This window comes from Actinomyces timonensis DSM 23838, assembly GCF_000295095.1.
GTDB lineage: Bacteria > Actinomycetota > Actinomycetes > Actinomycetales > Actinomycetaceae > Actinomyces > Actinomyces timonensis.
The window spans coordinates 121,285-145,772 of sequence record NZ_JH806634.1 but is presented as its reverse complement, the minus strand read 5'-3'; the positions used below and the strand labels follow the sequence as shown (position 1 = coordinate 145,772).

The 24,488-nt window shown below is 72.4% G+C and carries 24 protein-coding genes and 1 pseudogene; 10 read left to right on the top strand and 15 right to left on the bottom strand.

Annotated elements, in window-relative coordinates:
* Positions 1-30: 30 nt before the first annotated feature.
* The 5 genes from typA to A1QA_RS0110920 all read right to left on the bottom strand — a co-directional run bounded on the left by typA (position 31) and on the right by A1QA_RS0110920 (position 6,083).
* Positions 31-1,953 (bottom strand): translational GTPase TypA, encoded by a 1,923-nt coding sequence (gene typA, locus A1QA_RS0110940; RefSeq protein WP_017178946.1) that lies wholly within the window; start codon positions 1,951-1,953, stop codon positions 31-33.
* Positions 1,954-2,106: 153 nt separating this feature from the next.
* Positions 2,107-2,862 carry a hypothetical protein gene (locus A1QA_RS15100; RefSeq protein WP_017178945.1) on the bottom strand — a complete coding sequence of 252 codons (756 nt, stop codon included), beginning with the start codon at positions 2,860-2,862 and terminating at the stop codon, positions 2,107-2,109.
* Between the two features lie 168 nt (positions 2,863-3,030).
* The gene (locus A1QA_RS0110930; RefSeq protein ID WP_017178944.1) at positions 3,031-4,038 is read right to left on the bottom strand and encodes an MsnO8 family LLM class oxidoreductase; all 1,008 of its coding nucleotides are present in this window, start codon (positions 4,036-4,038) and stop codon (positions 3,031-3,033) included.
* A 202-nt stretch (positions 4,039-4,240) separates the two neighbouring features.
* Positions 4,241-4,807, bottom strand: a complete 567-nt coding sequence (locus A1QA_RS0110925) for a biotin transporter BioY (protein WP_017178943.1) — start codon at positions 4,805-4,807, stop codon at positions 4,241-4,243.
* A 211-nt stretch (positions 4,808-5,018) separates the two neighbouring features.
* Positions 5,019-6,083, bottom strand: a complete 1,065-nt coding sequence (locus A1QA_RS0110920) for an alpha/beta fold hydrolase (protein ID WP_167320657.1) — start codon at positions 6,081-6,083, stop codon at positions 5,019-5,021.
* 3 nt (positions 6,084-6,086) lie between these two features.
* Here A1QA_RS0110920 and A1QA_RS0110915 point away from each other — a divergent pair, with 3 nt between their 5' ends.
* Positions 6,087-6,656 carry an NUDIX domain-containing protein gene (locus A1QA_RS0110915; protein WP_017178941.1) on the top strand — a complete coding sequence of 190 codons (570 nt, stop codon included), beginning with the start codon at positions 6,087-6,089 and terminating at the stop codon, positions 6,654-6,656.
* Between the two features lie 82 nt (positions 6,657-6,738).
* Here the strand turns inward: A1QA_RS0110915 and A1QA_RS0110910 are convergent, their stop codons facing one another.
* Positions 6,739-7,683, bottom strand: coding sequence for a patatin-like phospholipase family protein (locus A1QA_RS0110910; protein ID WP_017178940.1), 945 nt, complete (start codon positions 7,681-7,683; stop codon positions 6,739-6,741).
* Between the two features lie 202 nt (positions 7,684-7,885).
* On the opposite strand from A1QA_RS0110910, the gene A1QA_RS0110905 reads away from it, so the two are divergent.
* A complete protein-coding gene (locus tag A1QA_RS0110905) occupies positions 7,886-9,070 on the top strand; it encodes an oxidoreductase (RefSeq protein ID WP_017178939.1) in 1,185 nt (394 codons plus the stop codon).
* 147 nt (positions 9,071-9,217) lie between these two features.
* Here A1QA_RS0110905 and A1QA_RS0110900 read toward each other — a convergent pair whose 3' ends face one another.
* Both A1QA_RS0110900 and A1QA_RS0110895 read right to left on the bottom strand, forming a co-directional pair.
* Entirely contained in the window at positions 9,218-9,652 is a 435-nt protein-coding gene (locus tag A1QA_RS0110900; RefSeq protein WP_026048882.1) for a YchJ family protein, read from the bottom strand.
* Positions 9,649-11,085 (bottom strand): M18 family aminopeptidase, encoded by a 1,437-nt coding sequence (locus A1QA_RS0110895; RefSeq protein WP_017178937.1) that lies wholly within the window; start codon positions 11,083-11,085, stop codon positions 9,649-9,651. Before A1QA_RS0110895 ends, A1QA_RS0110900 begins: the two co-directional genes overlap by 4 nt.
* A gap of 185 nt (positions 11,086-11,270) precedes the next feature.
* Between A1QA_RS0110895 and A1QA_RS0110890 the strand changes: the two genes are divergently transcribed.
* On the top strand, positions 11,271-11,870 hold the full coding sequence (locus tag A1QA_RS0110890) for a GtrA family protein (RefSeq protein WP_017178936.1): 600 nt from the start codon (positions 11,271-11,273) through the stop codon (positions 11,868-11,870).
* 89 nt (positions 11,871-11,959) lie between these two features.
* On the opposite strand, the gene A1QA_RS0110885 is transcribed toward A1QA_RS0110890, so the two are convergent.
* The gene (locus A1QA_RS0110885) at positions 11,960-12,682 is read right to left on the bottom strand and encodes a hypothetical protein (RefSeq protein WP_026048881.1); all 723 of its coding nucleotides are present in this window, start codon (positions 12,680-12,682) and stop codon (positions 11,960-11,962) included.
* 65 nt (positions 12,683-12,747) lie between these two features.
* Complete coding sequence (locus A1QA_RS0110880; protein WP_026048880.1) at positions 12,748-13,965, bottom strand: hypothetical protein; 1,218 nt, start codon at positions 13,963-13,965, stop codon at positions 12,748-12,750.
* Positions 13,966-14,156: 191 nt separating this feature from the next.
* Here A1QA_RS0110880 and A1QA_RS0110875 point away from each other — a divergent pair, with 191 nt between their 5' ends.
* Positions 14,157-15,419, top strand: coding sequence for a M48 family metallopeptidase (locus A1QA_RS0110875; protein WP_341858234.1), 1,263 nt, complete (start codon positions 14,157-14,159; stop codon positions 15,417-15,419).
* Positions 15,420-15,474: 55 nt separating this feature from the next.
* On the opposite strand, the gene A1QA_RS0110870 is transcribed toward A1QA_RS0110875, so the two are convergent.
* The gene (locus A1QA_RS0110870; protein ID WP_017178933.1) at positions 15,475-16,161 is read right to left on the bottom strand and encodes a hypothetical protein; all 687 of its coding nucleotides are present in this window, start codon (positions 16,159-16,161) and stop codon (positions 15,475-15,477) included.
* A gap of 153 nt (positions 16,162-16,314) precedes the next feature.
* Between A1QA_RS0110870 and A1QA_RS16340 the strand changes: the two genes are divergently transcribed.
* From A1QA_RS16340 to A1QA_RS16335, 5 genes and pseudogenes are all read left to right on the top strand, one after another.
* Positions 16,315-17,016, top strand: coding sequence for a hypothetical protein (locus A1QA_RS16340; RefSeq protein ID WP_017178932.1), 702 nt, complete (start codon positions 16,315-16,317; stop codon positions 17,014-17,016).
* A 345-nt stretch (positions 17,017-17,361) separates the two neighbouring features.
* Positions 17,362-19,149: an MBL fold metallo-hydrolase gene (locus A1QA_RS14490; protein WP_017178931.1), complete on the top strand. Its 1,788-nt coding sequence runs from the start codon at positions 17,362-17,364 to the stop codon at positions 19,147-19,149.
* A 167-nt stretch (positions 19,150-19,316) separates the two neighbouring features.
* Positions 19,317-20,657, top strand: coding sequence for a variant leucine-rich repeat-containing protein (locus tag A1QA_RS14485; RefSeq protein WP_043508575.1), 1,341 nt, complete (start codon positions 19,317-19,319; stop codon positions 20,655-20,657).
* A 103-nt stretch (positions 20,658-20,760) separates the two neighbouring features.
* Positions 20,761-21,633, top strand: a complete 873-nt coding sequence (locus A1QA_RS0110850) for a variant leucine-rich repeat-containing protein (protein ID WP_017178930.1) — start codon at positions 20,761-20,763, stop codon at positions 21,631-21,633.
* Positions 21,634-21,933: 300 nt separating this feature from the next.
* Positions 21,934-22,625 (top strand): annotated as a pseudogene (locus A1QA_RS16335) (glucosaminidase domain-containing protein); the annotation flags it as partial.
* Between the two features lie 54 nt (positions 22,626-22,679).
* Here A1QA_RS16335 and A1QA_RS0110835 read toward each other — a convergent pair.
* Together A1QA_RS0110835 and A1QA_RS0110830 are read right to left on the bottom strand one after the other, a co-directional pair.
* On the bottom strand, positions 22,680-22,934 hold the full coding sequence (locus A1QA_RS0110835) for a Txe/YoeB family addiction module toxin (protein WP_017178927.1): 255 nt from the start codon (positions 22,932-22,934) through the stop codon (positions 22,680-22,682).
* Positions 22,935-22,943: 9 nt separating this feature from the next.
* Positions 22,944-23,195, bottom strand: coding sequence for a type II toxin-antitoxin system Phd/YefM family antitoxin (locus A1QA_RS0110830; RefSeq protein WP_017178926.1), 252 nt, complete (start codon positions 23,193-23,195; stop codon positions 22,944-22,946).
* An 82-nt stretch (positions 23,196-23,277) separates the two neighbouring features.
* Here A1QA_RS0110830 and A1QA_RS14475 point away from each other — a divergent pair, with 82 nt between their 5' ends.
* On the top strand, positions 23,278-23,892 hold the full coding sequence (locus tag A1QA_RS14475) for a tetratricopeptide repeat protein (protein WP_017178925.1): 615 nt from the start codon (positions 23,278-23,280) through the stop codon (positions 23,890-23,892).
* Here A1QA_RS14475 and A1QA_RS0110820 read toward each other — a convergent pair.
* Both A1QA_RS0110820 and A1QA_RS0110815 read right to left on the bottom strand, forming a co-directional pair.
* Positions 23,867-24,151: a HigA family addiction module antitoxin gene (locus tag A1QA_RS0110820; RefSeq protein WP_154652390.1), complete on the bottom strand. Its 285-nt coding sequence runs from the start codon at positions 24,149-24,151 to the stop codon at positions 23,867-23,869. The genes A1QA_RS14475 and A1QA_RS0110820 overlap by 26 nt on opposite strands.
* A 13-nt stretch (positions 24,152-24,164) precedes the next feature.
* Positions 24,165-24,488: type II toxin-antitoxin system RelE/ParE family toxin (locus tag A1QA_RS0110815; RefSeq protein WP_279625150.1), on the bottom strand; the 324-nt coding region annotated here is incomplete at its 5' end.

Genomic DNA, 24,488 nt, shown 5'->3' with positions numbered 1-24,488 from the left:
TCATTGGGGAACCTCCAGGGAAGGGCGGCTTCAGGACTGGGAACGACGGCGGCGGGCCGCCTCCTTGAACCGCTCCTGGGAATCAAGAATCACCTTGCGGATGCGCACGGCCTCAGGGGTGACCTCCACGCACTCGTCGTCGGCTGCGAACTCGAGGGCCTCCTCGAGCGTGAGCTTGCGGGGCGGAACGAGCCCCTCGAAGGAGTCGGCGGTCGAGGAGCGCATGTTGGTCTGCTGCTTCTCGCGCACGACGTTGACGTCCATGTCCTCGTTGCGGGGGTTCTCCCCGACGACCTGGCCCTCGTAGGTCTCCTGGGTCGGCTCGACGAAGAAGGTGCCGCGGTCCTGCAGGCGGATGAGGGCGTAGGCGGTCACCGCGCCCGCGCGGTCCGAGACGAGGGAGCCCGTGGTGCGCGAGACGATCGTGCCGGCCCAGGGCTCGTAGCCCTCGGCGATGGAGGAGGCGATGCCCGTGCCGCGGGTGTCGGTGAGGAACTGGCTGCGGAAGCCGATGAGGCCGCGCGCGGGCACGAGGAACTCCATGCGGATCCAGCCCGTGCCGTGGTTGGTCATCGTCTCCATGCGGCCCTTGCGTGCGGCCATGAGCTGGGTGACGGCGCCCAGGTGCTCCTCGGGGACGTCGATCGTCATGCGCTCCACCGGCTCGTGGCGCTTGCCATCGATGGTGCGGGTGACCACCTGGGGCTTGCCGACGGTGAGCTCGAAGCCCTCGCGGCGCATCTGCTCGACGAGGATCGCCAGGGCGAGCTCGCCGCGCCCCTGGACCTCCCAGGCGTCGGGGCGAGTGGTGGGAAGGACGCGCAGGGAGACGTTGCCGATGAGCTCGCGGTCGAGGCGGTCCTTGACCTGGCGGGCGGTCACCTTCGCGCCCTTGGTCCGCCCGGCCATCGGGGAGGTGTTGATCCCGATGGTCATGGAGATGGCGGGGTCGTCCACGGTGATGAGGGGCAGCGGGCGGGGATCCTCGGGATCGACGAGGGACTCGCCGATGGTGATGTCCTCGATGCCCGCGATGGCGACGATGTCGCCCGCGTGGGCCTCTTCGGCGGGCTTGCGGTCCAGCCCCTCGGTGACCAGCAACTCGGAGATGCGGGCGTTGGCCACGGTGCCGTCATGGCGGGCCCAGGCAACGGCCTGGCCCTTGCGCAGGGTGCCGTTGTGGATGCGCAGGAGCGCCAGGCGGCCCAGGAACGGGGAGGCGTCCAGGTTGGTGACGTGGGCCTGGAGCGGGGCGCCCTCGTCGTAGGACGGGCCGGGGATCCGCTCGATGATGGTGCGGAAGAGGGGCTCGAGGTCCTCGTTGGCCGGCAGCTCGCCGTCGGCCGGCTGGACGGTGTCCGCGCGGCGGGCCTTCGCGGAGGCGTAGATGACGGGGACGTCGAGGACGGCGTCGAGGTCGATGTCCGGGTGCTCGTCCGCCAAGTCCGAGGCCAGCGAGAGCAGCAGGTCGGTGGACTCCGAGACGACCTCGTCGAGGCGCGAGTCGGGGCGGTCCACCTTGTTGACCACGAGGATGACCGGAAGGCTCGCGGCCAGGGCCTTGCGCAGCACGAAGCGGGTCTGCGGCAGGGGCCCCTCGGAGGCGTCCACGAGGAGGACGACGCCGTCGACCATCGACAGGCCGCGCTCCACCTCGCCGCCGAAATCGGCGTGGCCGGGGGTGTCGATGACGTTGATGGTGATGCCGTCCTCGAGGCCGGCGTCGATCGCGGCGGGGCCCGCGTAGTGGACGGCCGTGTTCTTCGCGAGGATCGTGATGCCCTTCTCGCGCTCGAGCTCCCCGGAGTCCATGACCCGCTCAGCGGTGTTCTCCTGCGTGGCACGGGCGCCGAACGCGCCCGCCTCCCAGAGCATGCCGTCGACGAGGGTGGTCTTGCCATGGTCGACGTGGGCGACGATGGCGACGTTGCGCAAGTCCTGGCGCACGGTCATAGGTGGGTTCTTCTTCCGTCTGGGGAGCGCCCGGGGAGGACGCGGCATCCGATCCGACGCCGCGCGAGGCGCACAGCGGGCCAAGGCTAGTCGCGAGCCCGCCCAGCGCGCCATGGCGAGGGTGACACCGTTCCTGTGCTACCGCTCACGGCCCTAGAGCAGGACCAGCGTCCCAGCCACGACGACGGCGAGAGCAGCGACAGATATCACAGCGACCGCCCCGGGATTGCGCTGGGCGCTGCGCTCGCGCGAGAGGGCAGCGGCGGTTGGAGGGGTCTCAGCGCCGGGCGCAGTGCCAGGCTCAGTGCCGGTGCCGGTGCGGGTGCCGGTGGTCAGCGTGGCGCCCCCGAGCCGGGCGCGGTAGGCCTCGATGAGAGCGGCGGCGCGCTCGGCGGGCAGGGCGACCACGATGGGGCGGCCCTCCTCGCCCGATCTGGCGCGCGCCCCGATGCCCGGGAGGAGCTCCTCGGGCGCGCCAGTCGTTCCCCTTCCCCCCTTCGGGCCTTCCTCCAGGCCATCCCCGACGGCGGCGCGCGAGCGCTCGATCTGCCGGTTGATGCCGATGGAGAGGCCACCCTGGCGGGGCGCTGCGGAGACGGGGACGCGGGCGCCGTCGTCAGTGATGATCTCCAGGCCCCAGCGGCCACCGCAGCGCTGGTAGGCGCCCCAGCCGACGCGGTGGGTGACCAGGAGGTTGCGCGCGGTCAGGCCGCGGACGTCGAGGCGCAGCTCGGGCTGCCACCACAGGGCGTACGCGGCCGCCGTCGCGGCGAGCGCGCAGGCCAGGGCGATGAGGAAGTGCCGGGCGCCGTCGTGGACGCCGATCGTCACCGCGAGCGCGGCCCCGAGCCCGGCAACGAGGAGGGTGAGGACGCGCCCGAATCGGGAGCGGACGATGACCGTGGGCATGCCCTCATCCTGCCCCATAGTGCCCACCCCCTCACCCCTCGCCGAGACCGGGCGATCAGCACGGCGAGACCGGGCGAACAGCACCGCGAGATCCGAAACCACGCGGCAATTCCGAATCTCGCGGTGCTGTTCGCCCGGTCTCGTTCATAGGGGAGGGGGATGAGTGGGTCAGGAGTGCCAGGCGGAGGCGAGGAGCTCGTAGGAGCGGTGGCGGGCGGCGGCGTCGTGGATATCCGACAGGACGAGGATCTCCTCCAGGCCCCAGCGCTCCTCGAGCTCGCGCAGATCGGCTGCCACGGCGTCGGGCTCCCCCACGGAGGACAGGCGCATCACTTCCTCGACGACACCGTCCCTCCCAGCCGCCAGCGCCCGCCAGCCCTCCGGGTCCTCCAGCGGCGGCTCCAGCGGGCCCGCCGCCCCGGAGACGACCCGCGCCGCGGAGGCCATCGCCGTCGAGAAGAGGCGGCGCGCCTCCTCCTCGCTGGGCGCGACGGCGGCGTTCACCGCCGCTGCCACGCGCGGCGCCTCGATGGTGGCCGTGGGGGCGGAGGCGTCGAAGACCGATCGGTAGGTGGCCACGGCCGCCTCGGCCTGCGAGGGCGCGAAATGCGAGGCGACGACGAAGGGCAGGCCGAGCGCGCCCGCGACCCTCGCGCCATTGACGGACGAGCCGAGCACCCAGACCGGGGGCCGGGTCCCCTCCCCCGGGACCGCCCGAACCCCGCGCTCGGGCCCGCCCGGCTCGCAGTGCCCCAGGTACTCCAGGGTCTCGGTGATGCTCGATGTGAACGCGGCGGGGTCCGCCGAGCCCCTGCGCAGGGCCGCCGCCGTCCTCGTATCCGTTCCGGGCGCGCGCCCCAGCCCGATCCCGACCCGGCCGGGGTAGAGCGTGGCCAGGGTCCCGAACTGCTCGGCGACGACGAGGGGCGGGTGGTTGGGGAGCATCGAGCAGCTGGCCGCGCCGATCCGCCGCGTGGCGGCGAGGACCTGGCCCAGGAGGATCGGGGTCGCCGAGGACAGGTAGAGGGGCGAGGCGTGGTACTCGGTGATCCAGTAGCGGGCGTATCCGGCGCTATCGGCCACGCGCGCGAGCTCGACCATCTCGGCGACGGCGGCGCCCCGGTCGCGTCCACGGGACAGGGGGACAGGGTCGAGGACGGACAGGTCGGCGCTCATGCCGAAACGATAGGGCCCCCGCCGGGAGGAATCGTGGGCCGGAAGGCACAGCGCGTCACCTCGCGCGCGATCCGCCCTCGCCAGCCCTCGCCACCCCGCGCCCCGGCCCTCCCCGGCGCGACGCGAGCCCGGCCTCCCAACGCGACGCGCGCGGCCGGCCCGGGCGATCGCCCGGGCCGGCCGCGAAAGCGATAGCGCGCGCTCAGCGGCGCTTGGTGGTCACCACCGTCATGAAGGCGGTCTTGAGGACATCGCCGATGAGGAAGGGGGTCAGGCCCAGGGCGATGGCCTTGCTCCAGCCGACCCCGAGGGCGATCTTGAGCCAGATGACGCCGGGGACGAACACAGAGCTCGAGGCGAGGAGCATGAGGGCGAAGCGAACGGGCAGGCTGGCGCCCGAGCGGGCGACGCGGCCGGCGAGCCCCGCGGCCAGGGCGTAGCCGAGGACGTAGCCGAAGGAGGCGGTCACACCGCTGCTCCAGCCGGCGAGGACGGGGGCGCCGACGGCGGCCAGCGCGGCGAGCAGGAGGGAGGAGGCGATGCCCCGGCGGCTGCCGAGAACCGCGCCGACGCCGAGGGCGGCGAGGGACCCCAGGGTCACCGGGACCGGGGTGAAGGGCAGCGGGAGCGAGATCTGGCCGATGAGGGCGAGGGCCACAGTACCGAGGCCGATGAGGGCGGTCTCGCGCGCGGCCAGGGCCAGGCGAGAGGTGGGCGCGGCGGTCGTGGCGCGAGCCGTGGACGTCGCTGACGGGGTCTTCTGGATCATGGGACCACGGTATGCGGGCTCTCCCCGCGCGGGATACCCCGGACCCACGCAGGCTCGCCCCACGCGCTCTTGTACGGATCCCACAAAACGACGCCGAGCAAGGAGGGCAGCGCGCGGGCCTGGGCGGCGCCGCGCCGTGGCGCCCGTGGCCGGGCGCTCCTGGGAGGCGGCCGGGCGCCGTCGACCCCCTCCGGGCACGGCCAAGCAGGGCTCAGACGAGGCGCGCGATCCACTCCAGGACGTCGCCGATGACCTCATCGCGGTTGGTCTCGTTGAGCGCCTCATGGCGCGCGCCCGGGTAGAGGCGCAGGCCGAGGGGGTTCACCCCGGCCCTGGCGTAGCGCTGCTTCACCCAGCGCGGCCCCTTGCCCATCGCGCCGACCGGGTCCTGCCCCCCGGAGAGAAGGAGGATCGGCAGCCCCACCGGGGTGGAGGCGAAGACGGCTCGGCTGGAGGCCTTGCGCACGAGGTCGACGAGGTCGCGGTAGAAGGCGTTGGTGTAGTCGAATCCGCACAGAGGGTCGGCCACGAAGGCGTCGACGATCGCCTCGTCCCGGCTGAGCCAGTCGTAGCGGGTACGGGTCGGGGCGAAGGGCTTGCTGTAGGGGCCCTGCACGAGGGTGTCGAGCAGCTTCTGGCGCCGGCGCGGCCCGCGGGCGCGGCACAGGGCGCGGGTGAGGGCCGGGCCGATGACCGCGAGGATCCCGGCGCTTCCGGCGGTGCCCACGAGGATGAGACCGGTGATGGCGGTGGCGGGATCCGCCCCGGGGCCCGCGCCGAGGCGGGGGGCGAGGACCCGCGCCAGGATGGAGCCCCAGGAGTGGCCCATGAGGATGACGGGGAGGCCGGGGAAGGCGTGAGCGATCCAGCCCCGGACCTGGGCGAGGTCGGCGAGGATCCTCTCGGCGCCGTCGGCGTCGGCGGTGTGGCCGCTCTCCTCCGGTGAGGCGATGGTCAGGCCGTGCCCGCGGTGGTCGTCGGCCACGACGGCGTAGCCAGCGGCGACGGCGCGGCGGGCGAAGGCGTCGTAGCGCGCGGTGTGCTCGCCCATGCCGTGGACGAGCTGGATGACGGCGCGAGGCCGGGGCGACGGCGAGCCTCCCTCGGCGGGTGGCTCGCCTCCCGCACTGGCCCGCGATCCGTCCGCGGGCGCCCAGACGCGCAGGGCGAGGCGGCGTCCGTCGTCGGCGACGATCCATTCCTGGTCCGCGCGCACTCCCCCGGGCTCAGGGGGGACCTGACCCGAACCCGCATCGGGCGTTTCGTTTATGGTCATTCCATGACTGTACCCCCGCCCGCCTCGCCTGTTCAGCCCTTCGCCCTCATCCCCGCGGCCTATCTCCTCCTCATGCGGGAGGAGGCCGGCGAGGCGGCGCCGTCGCGCCGGACGCGGGTGCTCCTGCAGTTGCGGCAGAGCACCGGTTACATGGACGGGTACTGGGCCTGCGGCGTCGCCGGGCATGTGGACGACGGCGAGCCCGTCACTGCCACGGCCGCGCGCGAGGCGGCCGAGGAGGTCGGCATCGTCGTCGACCCGGACCGGATCGAGCCGCTGACGACGCTGCACCGCTCGAACGACGTCGGCGGGGCGGCGCTGGAGCAGCGCGTCGACTTCTTCTTCACCGCGCGCGCCTGGGCCGGCGAGCCGCGGATCATGGAGAGCGCGAAGTGCGCGGGCCTGGAGTGGTTCTCCCTGGCCGACCTGCCCGAGCGGGTCCCGCCGCATGAGCGAACGATCCTGGCGCGCCTCGCCGCGGCTCTCGACGGAGGCGCGCCCGTCCCCGCGATCCTGCCCTTCGGGTTCGACGGCGAGCGGATCGAGCGCTACAGGGTCGCTCGCCCGCACTGAGACGCGCACGATGCGTGACGTACCCGAGGCAACTGAGGCGCAGCCCGGAGGAGGCCTCCGCGCGGGCCCGCGCGGGAACGGCTCAGAGCCCGAGGAACGCCTTGATCGCGGGCATCTCCCGCTTCGCCTGCGCTAGACCGGCCTCGAAGGCGGTGGTGAGGCGGTCGTAGCGCAGCTCGCCGTTGGCGATGTCCATGCGGTCGGGGCAGTAGAGGTAGGCGCTGCCCTCGGCGCAGCGCCGCTCCAGGTCCTCCAGGGTGGTGTTGTAGTGGCGGGGGCGCTCGATGAGCGCCTCGGCGGCCGCCGGGTACTGGCGCAGGAGTCGGCGGTAGACCTCCGGGCGCTTCTCCTCGGGCTTGCGGTAGCCGGCGGGGCGGGTGGAGATGACGAGGAGGCGCTCATACCCGTCGGCGAGCGCGGCGTCGACGGCGAAGCCTCCACCGGGGCCGAGGGCGCCGTCGAGGTAGGGGGCGCCGTCGATCTCCACCACGGGCATGAGAAGCGGCATCGAGGCCGAGGCCTGGGCGCGCAGGAGGAGCTCGGCGGGGGTCGGCATGTCGGAGCGGTGGAAGTAGACCTGCTCGCCGGTGTCGCAGCGGAAGGCGCCCAGGACGAGCTCGACGTCGGAGGCCTCGAGGGCGGGCCAGTCGACGGGCATCTCCTCATCCTCGGCGGAGGTGTGGTGGTAGATGCGGTCGGAGTTGAAGTAGCCGCGGCCGCGGGCGAAGCTGCCCCAGCCGCCGGCGTCGCCGAGCAGTGGCATGCCGAGGTAGGCCTCGCGGGCGCGCCAGGTGTCGCGGGTGACCATGTTGACGGCGTTGGTGCCGCCGGCGCTGATGCCGCCGACCCAGCCGAACTCCAGGCCCTCCTCCAGCAGGGCGCGCACGAGGGCCCCGGTGTAGGCGCCGCGCATGCCGCCCCCCTCGAAGACGAGGGCGACGTCGTCGATCCGCGCGGCCACGGGCGCGGGAGCGTGCAGGGGGTGCCCGTAGGGGTAGTAGCCGGGCTGCTGGTTGCGCGAGGTCACGGCGCCACGCTACCCCTCCCGCCCTCCCCCATCGAGACCGGGCGAACAACACGGCGAAACCGGGCGAACAGCACGGCGAGACCGGTCCGCCTCGGCCCCGGGCGGCGATCCGCCCCGCCGTTCCTGGTCCCCGCCCACGAGACCGTGAGCACCCCCCGGCCTACCCCTGTGCATCGGCCTCGGATGGTCGTAGCGTCGTCCCATGACTGCTCCAGCGCTCCTCACGCCCCTCCAGATCGGCCCGCTGACCGCCCGCAACCGCCTGTGGCTGCCGCCCATGTGCATGTACAGCGTCGAGGCGCGCGACGGCGTCGCCACCGACTGGCACGTGCTGCACTACGGCACGCGCGCCGTCGGCGGGTTCGGCACGGTCATCGTCGAGGCCACGGCCGTGAGCCCCGAGGGGCGCCTGTCCGAGTTCGACCTGGGCCTCTGGGATGACGCGCAGGTCGAGGGGCATCGCCGCATCGTCAAGGCGATTCACGACGGCGGGGCGCTGGCCGGGGTGCAGCTCGGGCACGGTGGCCGCAAGGCGGGCACGCTCCCGTGGCGGCCGGATGTGAAGGGCGCCCGCGCGGGGACGCTCGAGGGCTGGGATCTCGTGGCCCCCAGCGCGATCCCCTACCCGAGCGAGGGCCACGCGGTGCCGCGAGAGCTCGACGAGGCCGGGATCGCGCGCCTTGTGGAGGCGTTCGGGCAGGCCGCTCGGCGGGCGATCCACGCCGGGTACGACCTCATCGAGATCCATGGCGCGCACGGCTACCTCATCCACCAGTTCCTCTCGCCGCTGTCCAACACGCGCGCCGACGCCTTCGGGGGCGATGAGGAGGGGCGCCGCCGCTTCCCGCTGCAGGTGGTCGCCGCCGTGCGCCGCGCCATCGACGACGCCGAGCGGGGCAGTGCCGGAAGGGGCAGTGCGGGGCGGGACGGCGCTGGCTCTGCCCCGCGGGCGCTCGGCATCCGCCTGTCGGCCACCGACTGGGCCGACGGGGGCCTCACCGGGGAGGAGACCGCGGCCTTCGCGCTCGAGCTCGCGGCGGCCGGCGTCGACGCCATCCACGTCTCGACCGGTGGGAACGTCCCGGCCAAAGTCCCGGTGGGCCCGGGCTACCAGGTGCCCTGCGCTGCCCAGGCGCGCGCCGCTCTCGCCGCTTCGGCGGCCGACGGCGGGCCGGGCGCGGGCGTCGTCGTCGCCACCGTGGGGGTCATCGAGTCAGCGGAGCAGGCCGAGGCGATCCTGACCGCGGGCGATGCCGACGCGATCGCCGTGGGGCGCCCGGCCCTGCGGGACCCCTATCTGCCGGTGCGCTGGGCCCATGAGCTCGGCGTCAACGGCTGGCGCGAGGCGGGGCTGCCGATCCAATACTGGCGGGGCGCCTGGCGCTGAGGCTCCCTGCCCCGCTGGCGGGGCTGGCCTCTACCGGTCTCGACCGCCCTGCTGCGACACCGCAGAACCGGTCTCGCCGTGCTGTTCGCCCGGTTTCGCCGTGCTGTTCGCCCGGTCTCGGCGAGGGACGCGGGTCAGAGGGCGGTCTCAGAGGGCGGTCTCGTAGAGCCAGCGGCCGGCGCGGCGGATGAAGCGGCTGCGCTCGGCCAGCTCGTCCTCCACGACCCCGCCGCGCCCGTCCCAGGCCCGGTAGCGGGCCACGAACTCCACGATGCCGGTCTCGTCGTCCTCTCCCCCGCCGACCGTCTCCACGATCCGCAGGCCCAGCCAGGCCGTGCCGAGATGGCAGTACGGCCCGGGCGGGCGGGTGCGCGGGTGCCAGGTGCGGAAGAGGTGGTCCTCATCACCGACGACGAAGGCCGAGTACCGCGAGCGCATAAGCGCCTCGGCGGTGGGGGCGGGGGCGCCGTCATGGATGGGCTCACAGCACGCGCCAAACAGCGCGCCGCTCGCGCAGGGGCAGGGATCGCCGGACCGGACCCCGGCGGTGCGCACGGGAGAACCGGAGGAGGCGCCGCTCATGCCCCGGCCCAGTAGGCGGCGAGCGCCTGGGCGAGCCAGGGGCCGTCGGCCACGGCGCACATCTCCCGCTGGGAGTGCATGGACAGGATCGGCTGGCCGACGTCCACGGTGGTGATCCCGAGCCGCTGGGCGGTGATGGGCCCGATGGTCGTCCCGCAGGGCACGGCGTTGTTGGACACGAAGACCTGGTGGGGCGCGCCCGCGGCCGCGCAGGCCCTCTCCCACAGCGCCTCGCCGACCGCGTCGGTGGCGTAGCGCTGCTGGGCGTTGATCTTGAGGACGGGGCCGTCACCGAGGACGGGTCGCACGACGGGGTCGTGGAGCTGCCCGTAGTTGGGGTGGAGCGAGTGGGCGGCGTCGGCGCTGATGCAGGTGGAGCGAGCGAGCATCGCCTCGTAGGCGTCACCGGTGATGGTCAGCGCCCCGGCCAGGCGCCGCAGGACCTGCTCGAGGAAGGGCCCGGCGGCGCCGGAGCGGGTGCCGGAGCCGACCTCCTCATGGTCGTTGGCGATGAGGACGACGACGTCGCCCGTCGCCGCCCCCGCGCTGGTGGCCGCGCGCTTCCCGCTGCCTCCGCACAGGGACTCCAGTGCGGCGAGCGAGGCGGCCACGGAGCTGAGGTTGTCGAGCCGGGAGGAGGCGATGAACTCCGCGTGGCGCCCGAATCGGGCGGGGGCCTCGGTGGGGTAGGTGAGGATGTCGTGCCCGGCGAGCTCGCCGACGTCGATCCCGGCGGTCTCGCACAGGTAGGCCTCGACGTCGGCCGGGGCAGCGGGCGCCCCTGCTTCCCCCGTCTCCCCGGCCTGGCCGGTCAGCCCCCAGATGGGGGCGAGATGGGCCTGGCGGTCGAGGTGGAGGGAGTCGTTGACGCTGCGGTCGAGGTGCGGAGCGACCTGCGCGACACGGGCGATGGGGCCGGTGCGCACGAGGTGGCTGGCGCCGTCGCGCGTGACGAGGCGGCCGGCCAGGCCGAGCTCGCGGTCGAGGAAGGAGTTGAGCAGGGGCCCGCCGTAGACCTCGGCGCCGATGAGGGCGAAGCCGTCGCGGGTGGCCTGGGCGGAGGGCTTGAGCTTGAGGGCCGGGGAGTCGGTGTGGGATCCGACGATCCGGAAGGCGCTGCCGTCGCGGGCCGCCTCGGGAAGGACCCAGGCGGCGATGGCGCCGTCGCGGATGGTGTAGCCGCGCTGGGGCGTGGCGATCCCCCAGGGGGAGATCTCGTCGACGGCGGTGAATCCGACGGCGTCCAGTCGTCGCGCGGCCTCGGCGGCGGCGTGGTAGGAGCTCGGGGAGGCGACCACGTAGTCCATGAGCGCGCGGGCGTAGGCGTCGGCGTCGTGGAGGACATCGCGCGCGCTGGCGGGGCGGGCGGCGCGCGGCTCGCCGGCGGGGCGCGGGGCTGCTGGTGTCGAGGGTGTCGCTGCTGTCTCGGCCATGCCCGCATCCTCCCACCGATGGCGGCCAGCGCCCAGGCGCCTCATCCCTCAGGGGGAGGGGGTGGGACCGGCTATCCGCCTTGAGGACTTGGCCGGCGGCCCGGGACTGGGCAAGACTTGGGCCGCATGACGGGTGGTGCGAGCCATGGCTGGCCCGCCGTGGACGAGAGCGAGGAAGGACCGGGATGTCGAGCACGAGGCCCGAGACCGCTGTACTGACCGATGAGCGGGGCGCCGCGCCTGGGGCGACCGGTGCCCTCAGCGGCACAGCGGCCGACGAGGCCGTCGCGGCACCCGCGTCTCGCGCCTCCAGCGCGCCCGAGCGCTTCGCCGCCTTCACCGGCGCCGTCCACCGCGCCCTCCCGGCGCGCCTGCGCCGCTTCATCCCGGAGACCTTCATCGGCTACGCGGTCATCAACGGCTCCGCCTTCGTGCTCGACATGATCTGCCTGACGATCTTCTACGACCACCTCCACTGGTTCTACCCGGTGGCCGTGACCGTCGGGTACGCCGTCGCGGGCCTGTACTCACTGCTGCTCAACCGCTGGCTCAACTTCCAGTCCCATGAGCACCTGGCGCTGCAGGGCAGCCGCTACTTCCTGGGGCTGGCCAGCCAGTACGTCATCTTCATCCTGGGGCTGTCCAGCCTCCTGCACTGGTTCGGGGTCAACGCCCAGGTCGCCCGGGTGATCTCCGCGTGCTGCGAGGGCCTGTACCTGTACGTGTTCGTGCGCCTGTGGGTGTTCCGCGACTCCGCCAGGGACAAGGCCCCTACGGCGGCCTGAGGCACAGGGCTGGTGGGAGGCCAGCCCCGCGCCGCCGGACAGGGCCCTACCGCCCGGCCCGCCTCACCCATCGTCCGCGCGCCCGCTGCTCACCAGCGGGCGCGCGTGGTCTCCGTGGGGCCGTCGAGCTCGGTGAATCCGGCGTCGACGACGCTCACCGGCCTACTCGCCACCTGCCAAGCCTCGCGATCGGGGTACTCGATGCGCACCCGGTAGTCGTCGGCCGCCCACGCCGCGCGGAGCCCCTCGGGCATGGCCGGGCTCTCCCAGGCGAGCTGTGCCGCGTGGGCGGCCTGGGCGCAGAGCTTCCCAGAGGTCATCTCGTGCAGCGGCGTCACCTCGACGGTCACGAGCGCACCGCTCGACGACGATCGGGCGCCGAGCGCGATCCTGTCCGCCGCGCTGGCGGGGTCCTTCTCGATGGCGGCGGTGATGGCGGCGGGCGGGGGCGGGAGCGCGGCGCCGTCGGGGAAATGTGTGCCCTCCACCTGGGTCTTGGCCAGGGGCGCCGGCAGGGGGCGCACGGGTCCGGGAACGAAGGCCCGCGCGGCGGCGCGCCCCCAGCCCAGCGGCCCCTCCTGCTCCACCGTGAGGCCGGGGAGCTCCTGGACCTCCTCCCAGCGCTTGCCGCGGGCGCGGCGCACGAGTTTGCGGATGCGCCCGTCGCGCCAGTAGTCGACGTCGTGCGCCCAGGGCCCGCCGGGGGCGCTGCGGGGGTCGGCCAGGAGGTGGACGACGGCGCGGGCAGCGGCCTCGGCGACGTCGATGGCGCGCGGCGGGTCGACCTTGTCATAGCGCACGGCGATCTGCATCGCCCATGGGATGTCGTGGTCCGGGTGCCCGGTGATGGAGTGGCGCCCGTCCGGGGCCTCGGCACTCACCAGCGGCCCCCGGCCTGCGCGTAGGCGGCGGCCTGGGCCTGGCCGCGCTCGCCCGCGGAGACGATGGCGCCGCGGATCCGCCCCAGGATCCACACCACGAGCGCCAGGACGAAGAACCCGCCGACGAGCGAGCCCATCCAGGTCAGCCAGTCGTCCTTCTCAGGGTCGAGGAACTCGTACATGGCGCGGCCGGCCTGGCGCGCGTCCCACATGTACAGGAGGATGTAGGGAAGGAGAGTCATCGTCCAGGTCACCGGCGTGGAGAAACGCAGGAGGTTCTGGTTGCGGCCCACGAGGATCCAGTCGATCCCCATGGCCGCGGGAAGCGCCACATGGGGGATCCAGCTGATGGGCTTCTCGAGGCTCCCCTCCATGAGGAAGCCGAAGACGAGCCCGGTGAACACCGACATGACGACCGCCAGCCCGCGCACCCACTGGCCGAGCGCGCGCAGCCCCAGGCTGAAGGCGCCCGTGCGGCCCACGAGCGGCTCGAGGAGGGCGCCCGCCACGGCCACGAGCACGACGGCGTTGCTCAGAGTGGTGAAGAAGCGGAGCTGCTGGAGGACGAGGGCGTGACCGCCGACGACGTCATCCGCTCGGATGGCGGGCTCGAGCTGGAGCCAGAGCCCGTACCCGGCGAGCCCCGCGATGGCGGCCCGCCAGATCCAGGCGAGCATGACCGCGTACCAGGCGGGCCCGGGGCGGGGAGGGAGGGGCTGGGGGCGCTGCGGGGCGGGGGCCCCCATGGGCGGCCCCGCGGGCGCCATCCGCGGCATGGGCTGGAAGGGCATCGCGGGCGCCTGGGGCTGGGAGTAGGGGGTGGGAGTCGGCTGGGCCTGGTAGGCCGGGGCCAGGGGGGCGACGGGTGGCAGGTAGGCGGTCTCGGTGGGGGCCTGGGACGCCGGGGACATTGGCGCCGCAGGGGCGGGATAGCCGACCATCTCGGCCAGGACGGCGTCGCGGGGCAGGGCCATCGTCTGGGCGAGCGGCGCCTCAGCGGGCGTGGCAGCGGCGCCCGGAGCGGCATCGGCCCCACTGGTGCCCTGGGCGCCGAAGCTGCCATAGCCCTCGATCCCCTCGTAGCCGGAGAAGACATCGGTGGCGACGGCGTCGGCGGCCTCATCGCCTACCGCTTCGCTCACGGCGGCGTTCGGGAAGACATCCGTGACGCCGTCGGACCGCGGGCTCAGGGGCTCGGCTCGGTAGTCGTTCATGGGCAGGATTCTCGCGCGCCGCCGTCGACACCGCTACGGCGGGAGCATGGTGGCGGAGAGCACAACTCCTTCTTTGCGCTGCGACTGCGCCATTCCTCGTCCTCCTCCCTCCCCCAGCCGGAAGTGCGCCATCGGCGTATCCGCCGCCAGGACGACCGCCCCGCATAGGGGCGCCCATTACGGTGCTGCGTATGACAGACCAGTTCTTCCCCGGGGCGGCCTCCGGCGCGCCCCTTGATGGGCAGCCTTCCCAGAGCCCCATGCCGGGCGCGGCGCCGGCCAGCGCCCCCGAGGGCACGGCGACGAGCGCCCCGACCGGCATGATCGCCGCCGCCCAGGCCCCCCAGGTGGCCCAGCCGCCGGTGGAGCCGCCCACCCTGTTCAACGGGGCGACCATCCACGGATGGTTCGGGATCCGCGCGCTGCGCCACCCCAAGGAGCTCCCGCTCATGGCGGTCTGCGGCTTGCTGACCCTGGGCGCCTACGCCTCGTGGTTCGGCCTCATCGCATGGCTGATCGCGGTCCCCAACCCCTCCGGCGCCGAGGCGGGATTCCGCTCGCTCGTCATGAGCACCATCGGCCAGTACCTCCTCCTCGTGCCCATCATCCCGATCGTCCTGTGGGTGGTGCGCGCCGTCCTGTACGCGCAGCAGCGCGCGCAGGGGGTGCAGATGAGCTTCACCCAGTTCCCCGAGGGGTACCGGATGGTGGTCGAGGCCGCGCACAACTTCGGGCTGCGGCGCGTGCCGGACGCCTATGTCGTGCTCGGCAACGGGAAGATCAACGCCTTCGCCGCTGGTCACGGGTTCCGCCGCTACGTCGTCGTCTACTCCGACCTGTTCGAGGTGGGAGGCTCGGCGCGGGACCCGGAGGCGCTGCGCTTCGTCATCAATCACGAGGTGGGGCACCTGGCCGCCGGCCATGTCTCCTTCCTGCGCCTGGCCATCACGACGCTCGGCATGCAGTTCCCTCTCATCGGCTCGGCGCTCAGCCGCGCCCAGGAGTACACGGCGGATAACCACGGCTACGCGGGCGCTCCGCAGGGGGCGCCCGGCACCATGGGGCTGCTCGCCGCCGGGAAGTACCTCGGGGCGCAGGTGAACTTCCACGCCATGGCGGACCGCGCCGTGACGGAGCGGGGCTTCTGGCTCCACATCGCCGCCTGGCGGACGAGCCACCCGGTGCTGACCTGGCGCTCCCATGCCCTGCGGGACCGCAGCCGGCCGGGCAGGCTCATGGTCCGCCCGAAACAGGGGATCCTCGCCGGGCCGATCAGCCCTGTGGGCCGCGAGGGCAGTGGGGCGTGGCCGACGCCGGGGCAGGTCCTCGCCTTCATGGACGCCACCCGGCCGCAGGCGGCCGCCGAGGAGCAGTTCGGGCGCTACCCGGGAGTGGAGTACACCGTCCCGCGCGATGCCGTGCGCCTGTCCGACCCTCGGCCGGTCAGCCGCTGACCAAGAGCGCCGACGGCGCAGCAGAGCCCGGTGGGTCAGGGCCCGGTGGGGTGGCTCAGGCCGCGCCGCCGGGCCCCTTCGCCTCTGCCCCCGCCTCCGCCGCAGAGGGGTCCGCGGCCTCGTGGAGGAGCAGGACGCCGTCGCCGGTGGGGAAGGTGATGCCGGCGTAATGGGGGAGCTGCCCCACCCTCGTGAAGCCCGCGGCGAGGTGACTGGCGACGACGGCGTGCTCGCTCGCCTCGACGAAGGCCCACAGAGGGGCGCCGGGGTCGATGGCGTCGACCGCCTCAGCCAGGCCCATGAGGAGGTCGCGGCCGATGGGGCGGGTCTTGGCAGCGGGGTCGATGATGAGGCCGGTGACCATCCAGGCGGCCTCCCGCCCCTCCTCAGTGTCCGCGGGCAGCATGAACGCGCCCGCGAGCGCCACGGACAGCGCGGCGTCGACGTCATCGGGATGGTCGGGGTCCTCCAGGGAGGCCAGGACGAGCAGGGGAATCGTGTCGATCATCCCGGGGGCCGCCTCAAGGGCCTCCTGGGCCGTGATGCCGCGCAGCGCCAGGAGCTGGGCGACACGGTGGGTGTCACGGGGGTCGGCCTGCCAGAGCACGAGGCGCCCATGGGCCAGGGCCGCGGCAAGAGCGGGGTCGGCGGAGGCAGCGCCCAGGGCGGCATCCGCTGGGGGCTCCGCGGCGGCGGCTGCGAGGATCCCATCGATGGGCCCGGAGGGCGTCGAGTTCGTCATAGCGCCAGCCTAAGCGGAGTCCCCTGAGCACCTGGAATGGATCCCAGCGGCGCGGTGAGCATCGCGAGCGGCATGGGGCGGCGCCTTGGAGGCGCAGGACGGCGGTATTCTGGACCTCCCCCCTCTTCCCTCCTCCCCTCATCGGAGATTCTCATGAGCGTTCCCAGACCATCCCCCGACCTCCCGCAGGACTCCGGGGCCTACACCCCCGCGCAGGCGCCCTACACCGCCAGCGCCTATCCCGGTGGCGCGCCCGCCGCGAGCCCCTCCCCAGCCTCATGGCACCAGATCGTGCTCTACGCGGTCCCGGTCCTCGCCCTCCTCGGGCTCATCTCGACGTTCCTGCCCGTCGCCACCGTCACCATCGGCGACGAGTCCCACTCCGCCAACTACTGGAGCGACTCGGTGGACGCGAAGGGCGAGGCCATCCTCCTACTCATCCTCTTCCTCGTCGCGACGGGCCTCGGCGTCGCCGCTGCCGTCCGGCGGCTGCGCCCGCTGCTCATCACCACGGGCGCCATCAGCGCGATCGCCGGGATCTTCGGAACGATCGACGGCTTCGGGAACCTGGGGAATTACAGCGATGACGATCTTGACCTCCGCGGTTTCATCGAGACGGATCCCGGAATCGGCACCTACCTGCTGGCCTTCGCCGGGTTGTTCCTCATCATCGGGGGAATCCTGCAGATCATCATCGGCGCCGTGACGAAGCCGACGGCGACCGCGCCCGTCATGCTGGCCGGCGGCTACGGGATGCCCGACGCCAGCGCCCCGGGCCAGCCGGGCCAGTACGGCGCGCAGCCAGCGCCCTACCAGCAGCCCGGTTACGGCACACAGCCGCCGTACCAGGGCTGAGCGGCGCGGCTCCGGCGCCAACCTCCCACACGCCGAATACGTCGAGTTCGTCCTTTCCACGTCGACTTCGTACCCTTACCCACCAGTTCGACGACAAAGGTACGAACTCGACGCGCGGCGCCGCCGCCACACCCGCCGTCGCGGGCGCCACACGCCGAGCCGGGCCTCGCTCCCCTTGTCGCATTTCGGCGTCATTGCTGGCCTATCTCTCGGTCAGGTCGAGCCCACGCGGTACTCTCACTCGGCATAGCGCCCCCCAGATCAGGGTCCTAGGCGCTTCACCGCTCGTGCTCAACAGCCCTTCCCCAGGCAGGGCAGAGCCTCCCGAGAGACTGATACACCCCCATGCCCCTTTCCCCCACGAGGGAGGGCTGGCATCGCGCGCGCCACGAGCGCGTCTCGCGACCGGCCCTCCGCGTCCTCGCACCGATCCTGACCGCGGCCACCACCGCGCTGGCCGCACTCGGCGCAGCCGCCGCCCCCGCGCTCGCCGCCCCCACTCCTCCCACGCCCACCGCCGACGCCTCCACCGCCCCTGCTAGCGCCACCGCCGCCGACGAGTCGATCCACATCATGGCCTTCACGGACTCCGACGTCATCGTGCTGGAGAGCAATGGGCGCTTCGCCCTCGTGGACTCCGGCGAGGACAAGGACTACCCGGATGGGAGCGACCCCCGCTACCCACTGCGCCCGGGGGTGATCCAGGGAGCCCCGAACGAGGACGCCATGTGGGCCTACCTCGATCAGCTCGGCGTCAACGACACCAACCTCGAGTTCTACGTCGGGACCCACGCGCATTCGGACCACATCGGCACCGCCGACACCGTCATCGAGAGGTACCACCCGAAGCGCATCTACACCCCCGAGTACTCCGACGCCTGGATCACGAGCGCGCGCAACCTGTGGGACAACCAATACGTCTACGACCAGATGATCGCGGCGGCCAACAAGGCCACGGCCGAGCACGGCTCCGCGCTCATCCAGCACCTGGTCCCCGGCGCCCCCGTGACCCCCGCGCCCGAGGCCCCCACCACTGCCTCCCCCACCTTCGATTTCGGGGATATGCGCATTGAGATCGTCAACTACGACGAGTCCTACAAGCAGCCGCCCTATATCTACGACGCCAACGAGAGCGCCTGGGGTGTCAAAGTCACGGCTCACGACCACTCGGCGTTCCTGGCCTCGGACATCGAGAACTTCTACGGCGACGAGGACCGCCTGGCACCGCAGATCGGCGACGTCGACGTCCTCAAGCTCGGCCACCATGGGTCCATCTCCTCCAACAGCGAGGGCTACCTGACCACGCTGCGCCCCGAGATCGCCTTCCAGACCGGGCGCTTCTCGACGCTGGCGCCCGCCACCCAGCGCATCCTGGACCGACTCGGCACCCGGTGGTACCCGGCCGATGAGGTCCGCGTCTCCGGGCACAACAGCATCGTCGTCACCCTCGCCGACGACGGCGTCCACCTGGCCGACGTCGACCCCACGAGCGATGGGCTCGTGTACCGCGTCCGCCCATCCGCCAGCCCCCGCGTGGCCGCCTACAAGCATGGCGTCGCCGTCCCGCAGAGCGGCTGGCGCTGGATCGGCGAGAACTACTACTGGTTCGACAACAGCCCCTACGCCACTGAAGGCGGCTGGGTGAAGTGGCGTGGGGCCTGGTACTACCTCGGCCCCGACGGCGCGATGCTGGCGGGTCGCTGGCTCAACGACGCGGGCGCGTGGTACTACCTCGGCGCGGATGGCGCGATGCTGACCGAGTGGGTCCGCGACGGCGCCACCTGGTACTACCTCGAGCCCGGCTCGGGGAGGATGGCCGCCCATCGCTGGGTCGCCAGCGGCGGCTCGTGGTACTACATCGGGAGTTCCGGGGCGATGTCCGCCAGCGCCTGGATCCGCTCGGGCGGCGCTTGGTACTACGTGGGCCTCTCCGGCGCCATGGCCACCGGATGGCTGAAGGATGGGAGCACCTGGTACTACCTCGATGGCTCGGGCGCGATGCTGGCGGGTCGCTGGCTCAACCTCTCAGGAACCTGGTACTACCTCACCGACTCCGGGGCCATGGCCACCGGCAGGGTGACGATCAACGGGACCACGCACACGTTCTCGTCCAGCGGTGCTTGGCTCGGTTGAGGGCCAGGATGGGGCCCGCCCGGGGCCGGGCGCGCGGGCCGACGGACCCCTGGCATCCGCGCGATAGGGCCTTCTTGGGCATACGTGGCCTGTGAGAGGCGGAACTGTTATCAGCGGCAGGGGACACGGTACCGTGGCCTCAGTGGAGGACCCCTACAGGAGATCTCATGACCGTCCTTGATCCGATGTCGTGCACCCCTGCCGACCTCGCGAACCCTGCGATCACCCAGATGGACCTCGCCCGGATCGCCCAGTTCCGCCCGGACATGCACCCGCTGGTGCGCAAGCACCCCGCCTGCTACCCGGAACTCGCTGTGTGGATCGAGCAGCGCGCCGCGCTCCAGGAGTCGGATGCGCCCGAGCGGTCGGGCGCGCGCCGAGCCGCATCGGACGACGGCGCCGCATCCGAGTCCGCGAGCCCCTCCACCGCATCGGCCTCAGGCCCGGGATCGCGGTCGGCGTCGGGCCCCGGATCCGTGTCGGCGTCGGCGACCACGGCGTCCATCACACCGATCAACGACGCCATCACGACCACCGCCTCGCCAGCGCCGGCCAGCGACTTCGAGCCCACCGAGCTGCCCTCTCGGGGCAGGCCCGCAGCCCTGGCCTCCCCCGTCTCGGCGGATGACACAGCAACGCCCGTCGGCAATGTCGCCTCGCCAGCGGCCGCCGTCGTCCCAGCTCGTTCCACTCGCTCGGCGCGCTCCGCCCCCGAGATCATCCCGCCCTCCTCCGCCCCTGAGGTCATCACCGTGGTTCCCGGCATGACCGCCCCCACGGGCCTCGCCCCGTCTCAGCCAGCGTCCCCCGCGGCGCAGGCGGCCCCTGCGACCGCGATGCCGAGTGCCCCCGCCCACGACGGTGCGCCGTCGAGCCACAGCGCCGGTCCCATCGGGGGCAGCACCGCCCGCCCATCCCCCGAGCCCCTCATCCCCGCATCCGCTGTTCCCTCGGCGATGGAACAGCCCGCGGACGCCACCCTCCTCGCGCGCGCCGACGACGGGACCGCCGCTCTCTGGCGCCGACTCCTGCTCTACGCCGTGCCGCTCCTCACCGTCCTGTGCCTCGTCTCGACCTTCCTGCCGATCGTCACGATCACCTTCGATACCGGCACCTGGTCCTTCAACTACTGGAATGGCGACGGCCTCCAGGAAGCGCTCATGCTCCTGGCGGTCTTCGTCATCGCCACCGGCATCGGCCTCGCCGCGATCATCACCCCGGGGCGGTCGCGCCTCATCCTCACGGGGATCGCGGGAGCGGCGTCCGCCCTCCTGGCGATCAGCGACGGATTCCGGAACATCATCCGTTTCAGCGGGAGCGCGCCGGATCTTCAGGGCGCCACAGGAGCCTCTGTCGGCGCTGGCGCGATCCTCCTGGCGATCTGCGGCGTCGTCCTCCTGCTCATCTCAGTCCTCCACCTCGCCTTCACCATGCGGGAGGAGGAACCGGACACGCGGACGGGCCTGGTCACCCAGCCCTCGCCCGCCCCCGGCGGCTACGAGGAGTAGTTTTCACCCCGCGCCTCGCACCCCATGCGGGTAGCCCGGCCCATGCGCCGCGCTTGCATCCCCGCTACGGTGTTCCTACCTCGACCACTTCCCAGGAGCTCGCATGACGGCCATCGACCCCTTGTCCTGCACACCTGCACATCTCGCAAATCCCGCCATCGATCCGGGGACGCTGACGCAGATCGCGCAGCATCGCCCTGACCTGCGGGCCTACGTCCGGCAGCATCCCGCCTGCCCACCCGACCTCGCCGCGTGGATCGACCAGCAGGCCTACCAGCAGCCGCAGTTCCCGGGCGCGGCCGCCCAGTACGGCATGGCGCGCCCCCAGGCGGGGCCCGGCGGCGCCGCGACAGGGTCCTCCCCGACCTGGCACACGATCGTGCTCATCGCCGCTCCGGTGATCGGGCTGCTCGCCATCATCGCGACCTTCCTGCCCGCGATCTCCGCGACGATCGGATCCCACAGCGAGACCTCCAACTTCTGGGATGTCGATGACAAGAGTTATGACGTGCAGATCCTCATCGCCAGCCTTCTGGTGATCGCGGCGGGCATCGGCGCGCTGGTCGTGAGGAAGTTCCCCGTCGTCATCGGCGCTGGGGCGGTCACGATCCTGGGCGGAATCTGGAACGGCATCACCTGGCTCAACGCCAATTCGGACATCTCCGACGCCCAGAAGCAGATCAAGCAGTCCAAGAGGGCCTACGGCGGCCTCGGCGGCTCGATCGAGGTCAGCAGCGGCGTGGGCATGTACATCCTGCTCATCGCGGCCCTCCTGCTCCTCGCGTGCGGAGCGGCGCTCATCGTCGCTGGACTGCAGCTCCGGCCCGCCGCCGGGGTCGCAGCGGGCGGCGGCGCAGGCGGCTACGGCGGCTACCCGGGCGCGGTCCAGCCCGGTGGCTACACGGCCGCTGGCCCGCAGATGCAGCCGGGCGCAGGGCCCTCGCCGTACCAGCAGCAGGGCCCCTACTACCAGTAGGCCCTTCCACGCGACCGATATCGGCCCCCGTCTCGTCCAAGCGAGGCGGGGGCCGACGCCGTCGAGGGCACGGGCCGCCCGAGAGCGCCGGGAATCCATTGACATAATGGGTCTCACCCATCCCTGGAGTCACATCTGTCCCATGCTCGTGCTCCCAGACCTGAAAGGCGCTTCATGCCGTCCCGCACGCTCTCATCTGCCGCGTCATTCGCCCTCGCCGTCACGGCGCTCGGCGGAGTCGCCGTCCCCGCTGCCGCGGCCATCGCCGCGCCTCCCGCCGCCGCGGCCCCCACAGGGGCCACCGGATGGGTCGCGAGCAGCGGTCGGTGGTACCACTTCGGTCTCAATGGGACGCGGACGGTCGGCTGGCTGCTCGACGGCGCCACCTGGTACTACCTCACCGACTCCGGCGCGATGGCCACCGGCTGGGCTACGCGGACCTGACCCCGGTGCTGGCGGCGCCGTCGTCGAGCCGGGAGGCGCTCATCTCCTCGATGGCGAGCGCCTACCGCTCCTCCGGCCGGACCTATCCGTCATCGGCGCTCAGCACTGGGGGCGCGCCCACGATCGAGGCCTTCGCGGGGATCATCTACGACGAGGCGACGGCCGAGGGCGTGAGCCCCGAGCTGCTGTTCTGCCAGGTGATGAAGGAGACCGCCTGGCTGCGCTTCGGCGGGGATGTGCGGATCGGCCAGTTCAACTTCGGGGGACTGGGGGCGACGGGCGGCGGCGCGGGTGGCGCCTCCTTCGCGGATGTGAGGACGGGCCTGCGCGCCCAGGTGCAGCACCTGCGCGCCTACGCCGACCCCTCGGCCTCCGCCCCCTCCCTCGCCTACCCGGTGGTGGACCCGCGCTTCTCCTACGTGCGCAAGGGCGCCGCTCCGTACGTGCAGCACCTGGGGATCCAGGAGAACCCGGCCCGCGTCGGCTGGGCGACCGACCCCGGCTACGGCACCAACCTGGCGGAGATGATGCGCGACTACTTCGGCTGAGGGCCTGGGTGGCGCCGGGGGCGGCGGCCAGCCAGGGCGCCCGCGGCGTCCAGCTCAGTAGCGATAGCGGGCCTGGAGGATGACGAGGTCATCGCCGTCGACGAGGTAGACAAGTCTGTGCTCGTCCGTGATGCGGCGCGACCAGGCCCCTGGAGCGCCGTACTTCAACTGCTCAGGCTTGCCGATCCCGGTGAAGGGCTCGCGAAGACAGGCCTGAATCAGTGTGTTGATCCGCTTCAGGACGCGCCGATCCGCCTTCTGCCAGGCGCAGTAGTCCTCCCAGGCCGAGGGGTCCCAGACGAGCCTCATCGCAGCGCCTCAGTCAGAGAAGTCGAGCTGGTGCTCTTCGACCCGCCCCGCGCGGGCTCGCACGTAGGAGTCCAGGAGCCGGCGGGCGTTCTCAGGCGAGCGGAAGAGATAGGCGGTCTCCTGCCAGGCGGAGTACTCCTCGGCGGGCATGAGCACCGCGTTGCCGTGCCGGGAGACGATCTCGACGGCGTCGCGGTCGGCGTTGATCCGCTCGATGAGCGGGAACAGGGTCCGACGGGCCTCGCTAGCACTGATCGACATCACACACTCCTGAGTAGTGGTACGGAACAACGGTACCATTCATCCTGATCTCTCATCATCGCGGGAAGGAAGGGGATCAGCCGTGAGCGCCCAACTGCCCGAGGATGCGAGGAAGCCTGCACCTGATGAGAACGGCGGGGACGCCTCCGCCCTCATCGGCGCGTTGCGCGATGCGACGACGGCTGGCCGCCCGCGGGAAGCGACGGCGCTCGCGGGCGCCGTCGCTGATCTGGCCGGCGCCCTGGGCCCGGAGGATCACCGGGTGTTGGGCGCGCGTTTCCACTTGGCGCGGGCCTACCGCGCGGCGGGTGATCCGGCGTCGGCCGTGGCGCTGCTCGAGCAGGTGGTCGCGGGCGCGGAGCGGCTGCTCGGCCCCGACGCGCTCCAGGCGCTCACAGCGCGCGGCGCCCTGGCGAGCGCTTGCGCGGACGCGGGCGAGGCCCGTCGCGCGGTGGGGCTCTACGAGCGGATTGTCGACGACGCCGCGAGGCTGCTGGGCCGCGCGCACCCGGATGCGCTGTCGGCCCGCAACAACCTCGCTCGGGCCTGTGAGGCGGCCGGGGATGAGGCGCGGGCACTGTCCTTGTACGACGCACTGGTGCGCGACGCCGAGGCTGTGCTCGACGCCGCGCACCCGCACCTGGCGCTCTTCCGCCGCAACCTGGAGCGGATCAGGCCACCTGAAGAGGGGCGATAGCGTCCAACTGCCCCGCCATCCGATCCTCGGCGAGGTCGAGTTCGTACTTTGACTGAAGGTTGAGCCAGAACTCCGCCGAGGTGCCGAAGTATCGGCTCAGGCGGAGCGCGGTGTCCGCCGTGACGGCCCGTTTCCCGTGCACGATCTCATTGATACGACGAGGCGGGACTCCGATCGACACAGCCAGCCTGTGCTGGGTGACCCCAAGCCCCTCGAGGAAGTCCTCAGCGAGCACCTCCCCCGGGTGGATGGGAGGCATCACGTCCTGCGGATCAGTGATAGTCAACGATCTCAACCTCCTCGGCGCCACCAGCGGTCCAAACGAAGCAGATGCGCCACTGGTCATTGATCCTGATACTGTGCTGGCCCGCGCGGTCCCCACGGAGAGCCTCCAAGCGATTACCCGGAGGGATCCGCAGGTCGTCAAGGCTGACAGCAGCCTCCAACTGCCGCAGTTTGCGCAAGGCCACTCGATGAATCCGAGGATCGATTCCCCGCACGCGCTGACGCCGCCAGAGCCTCTCGGTGTCGCGACTCGCGAAGGAGTCGATCATGACACCAGCCTCCCATGCATAAACGCGATACGTCAATAACGT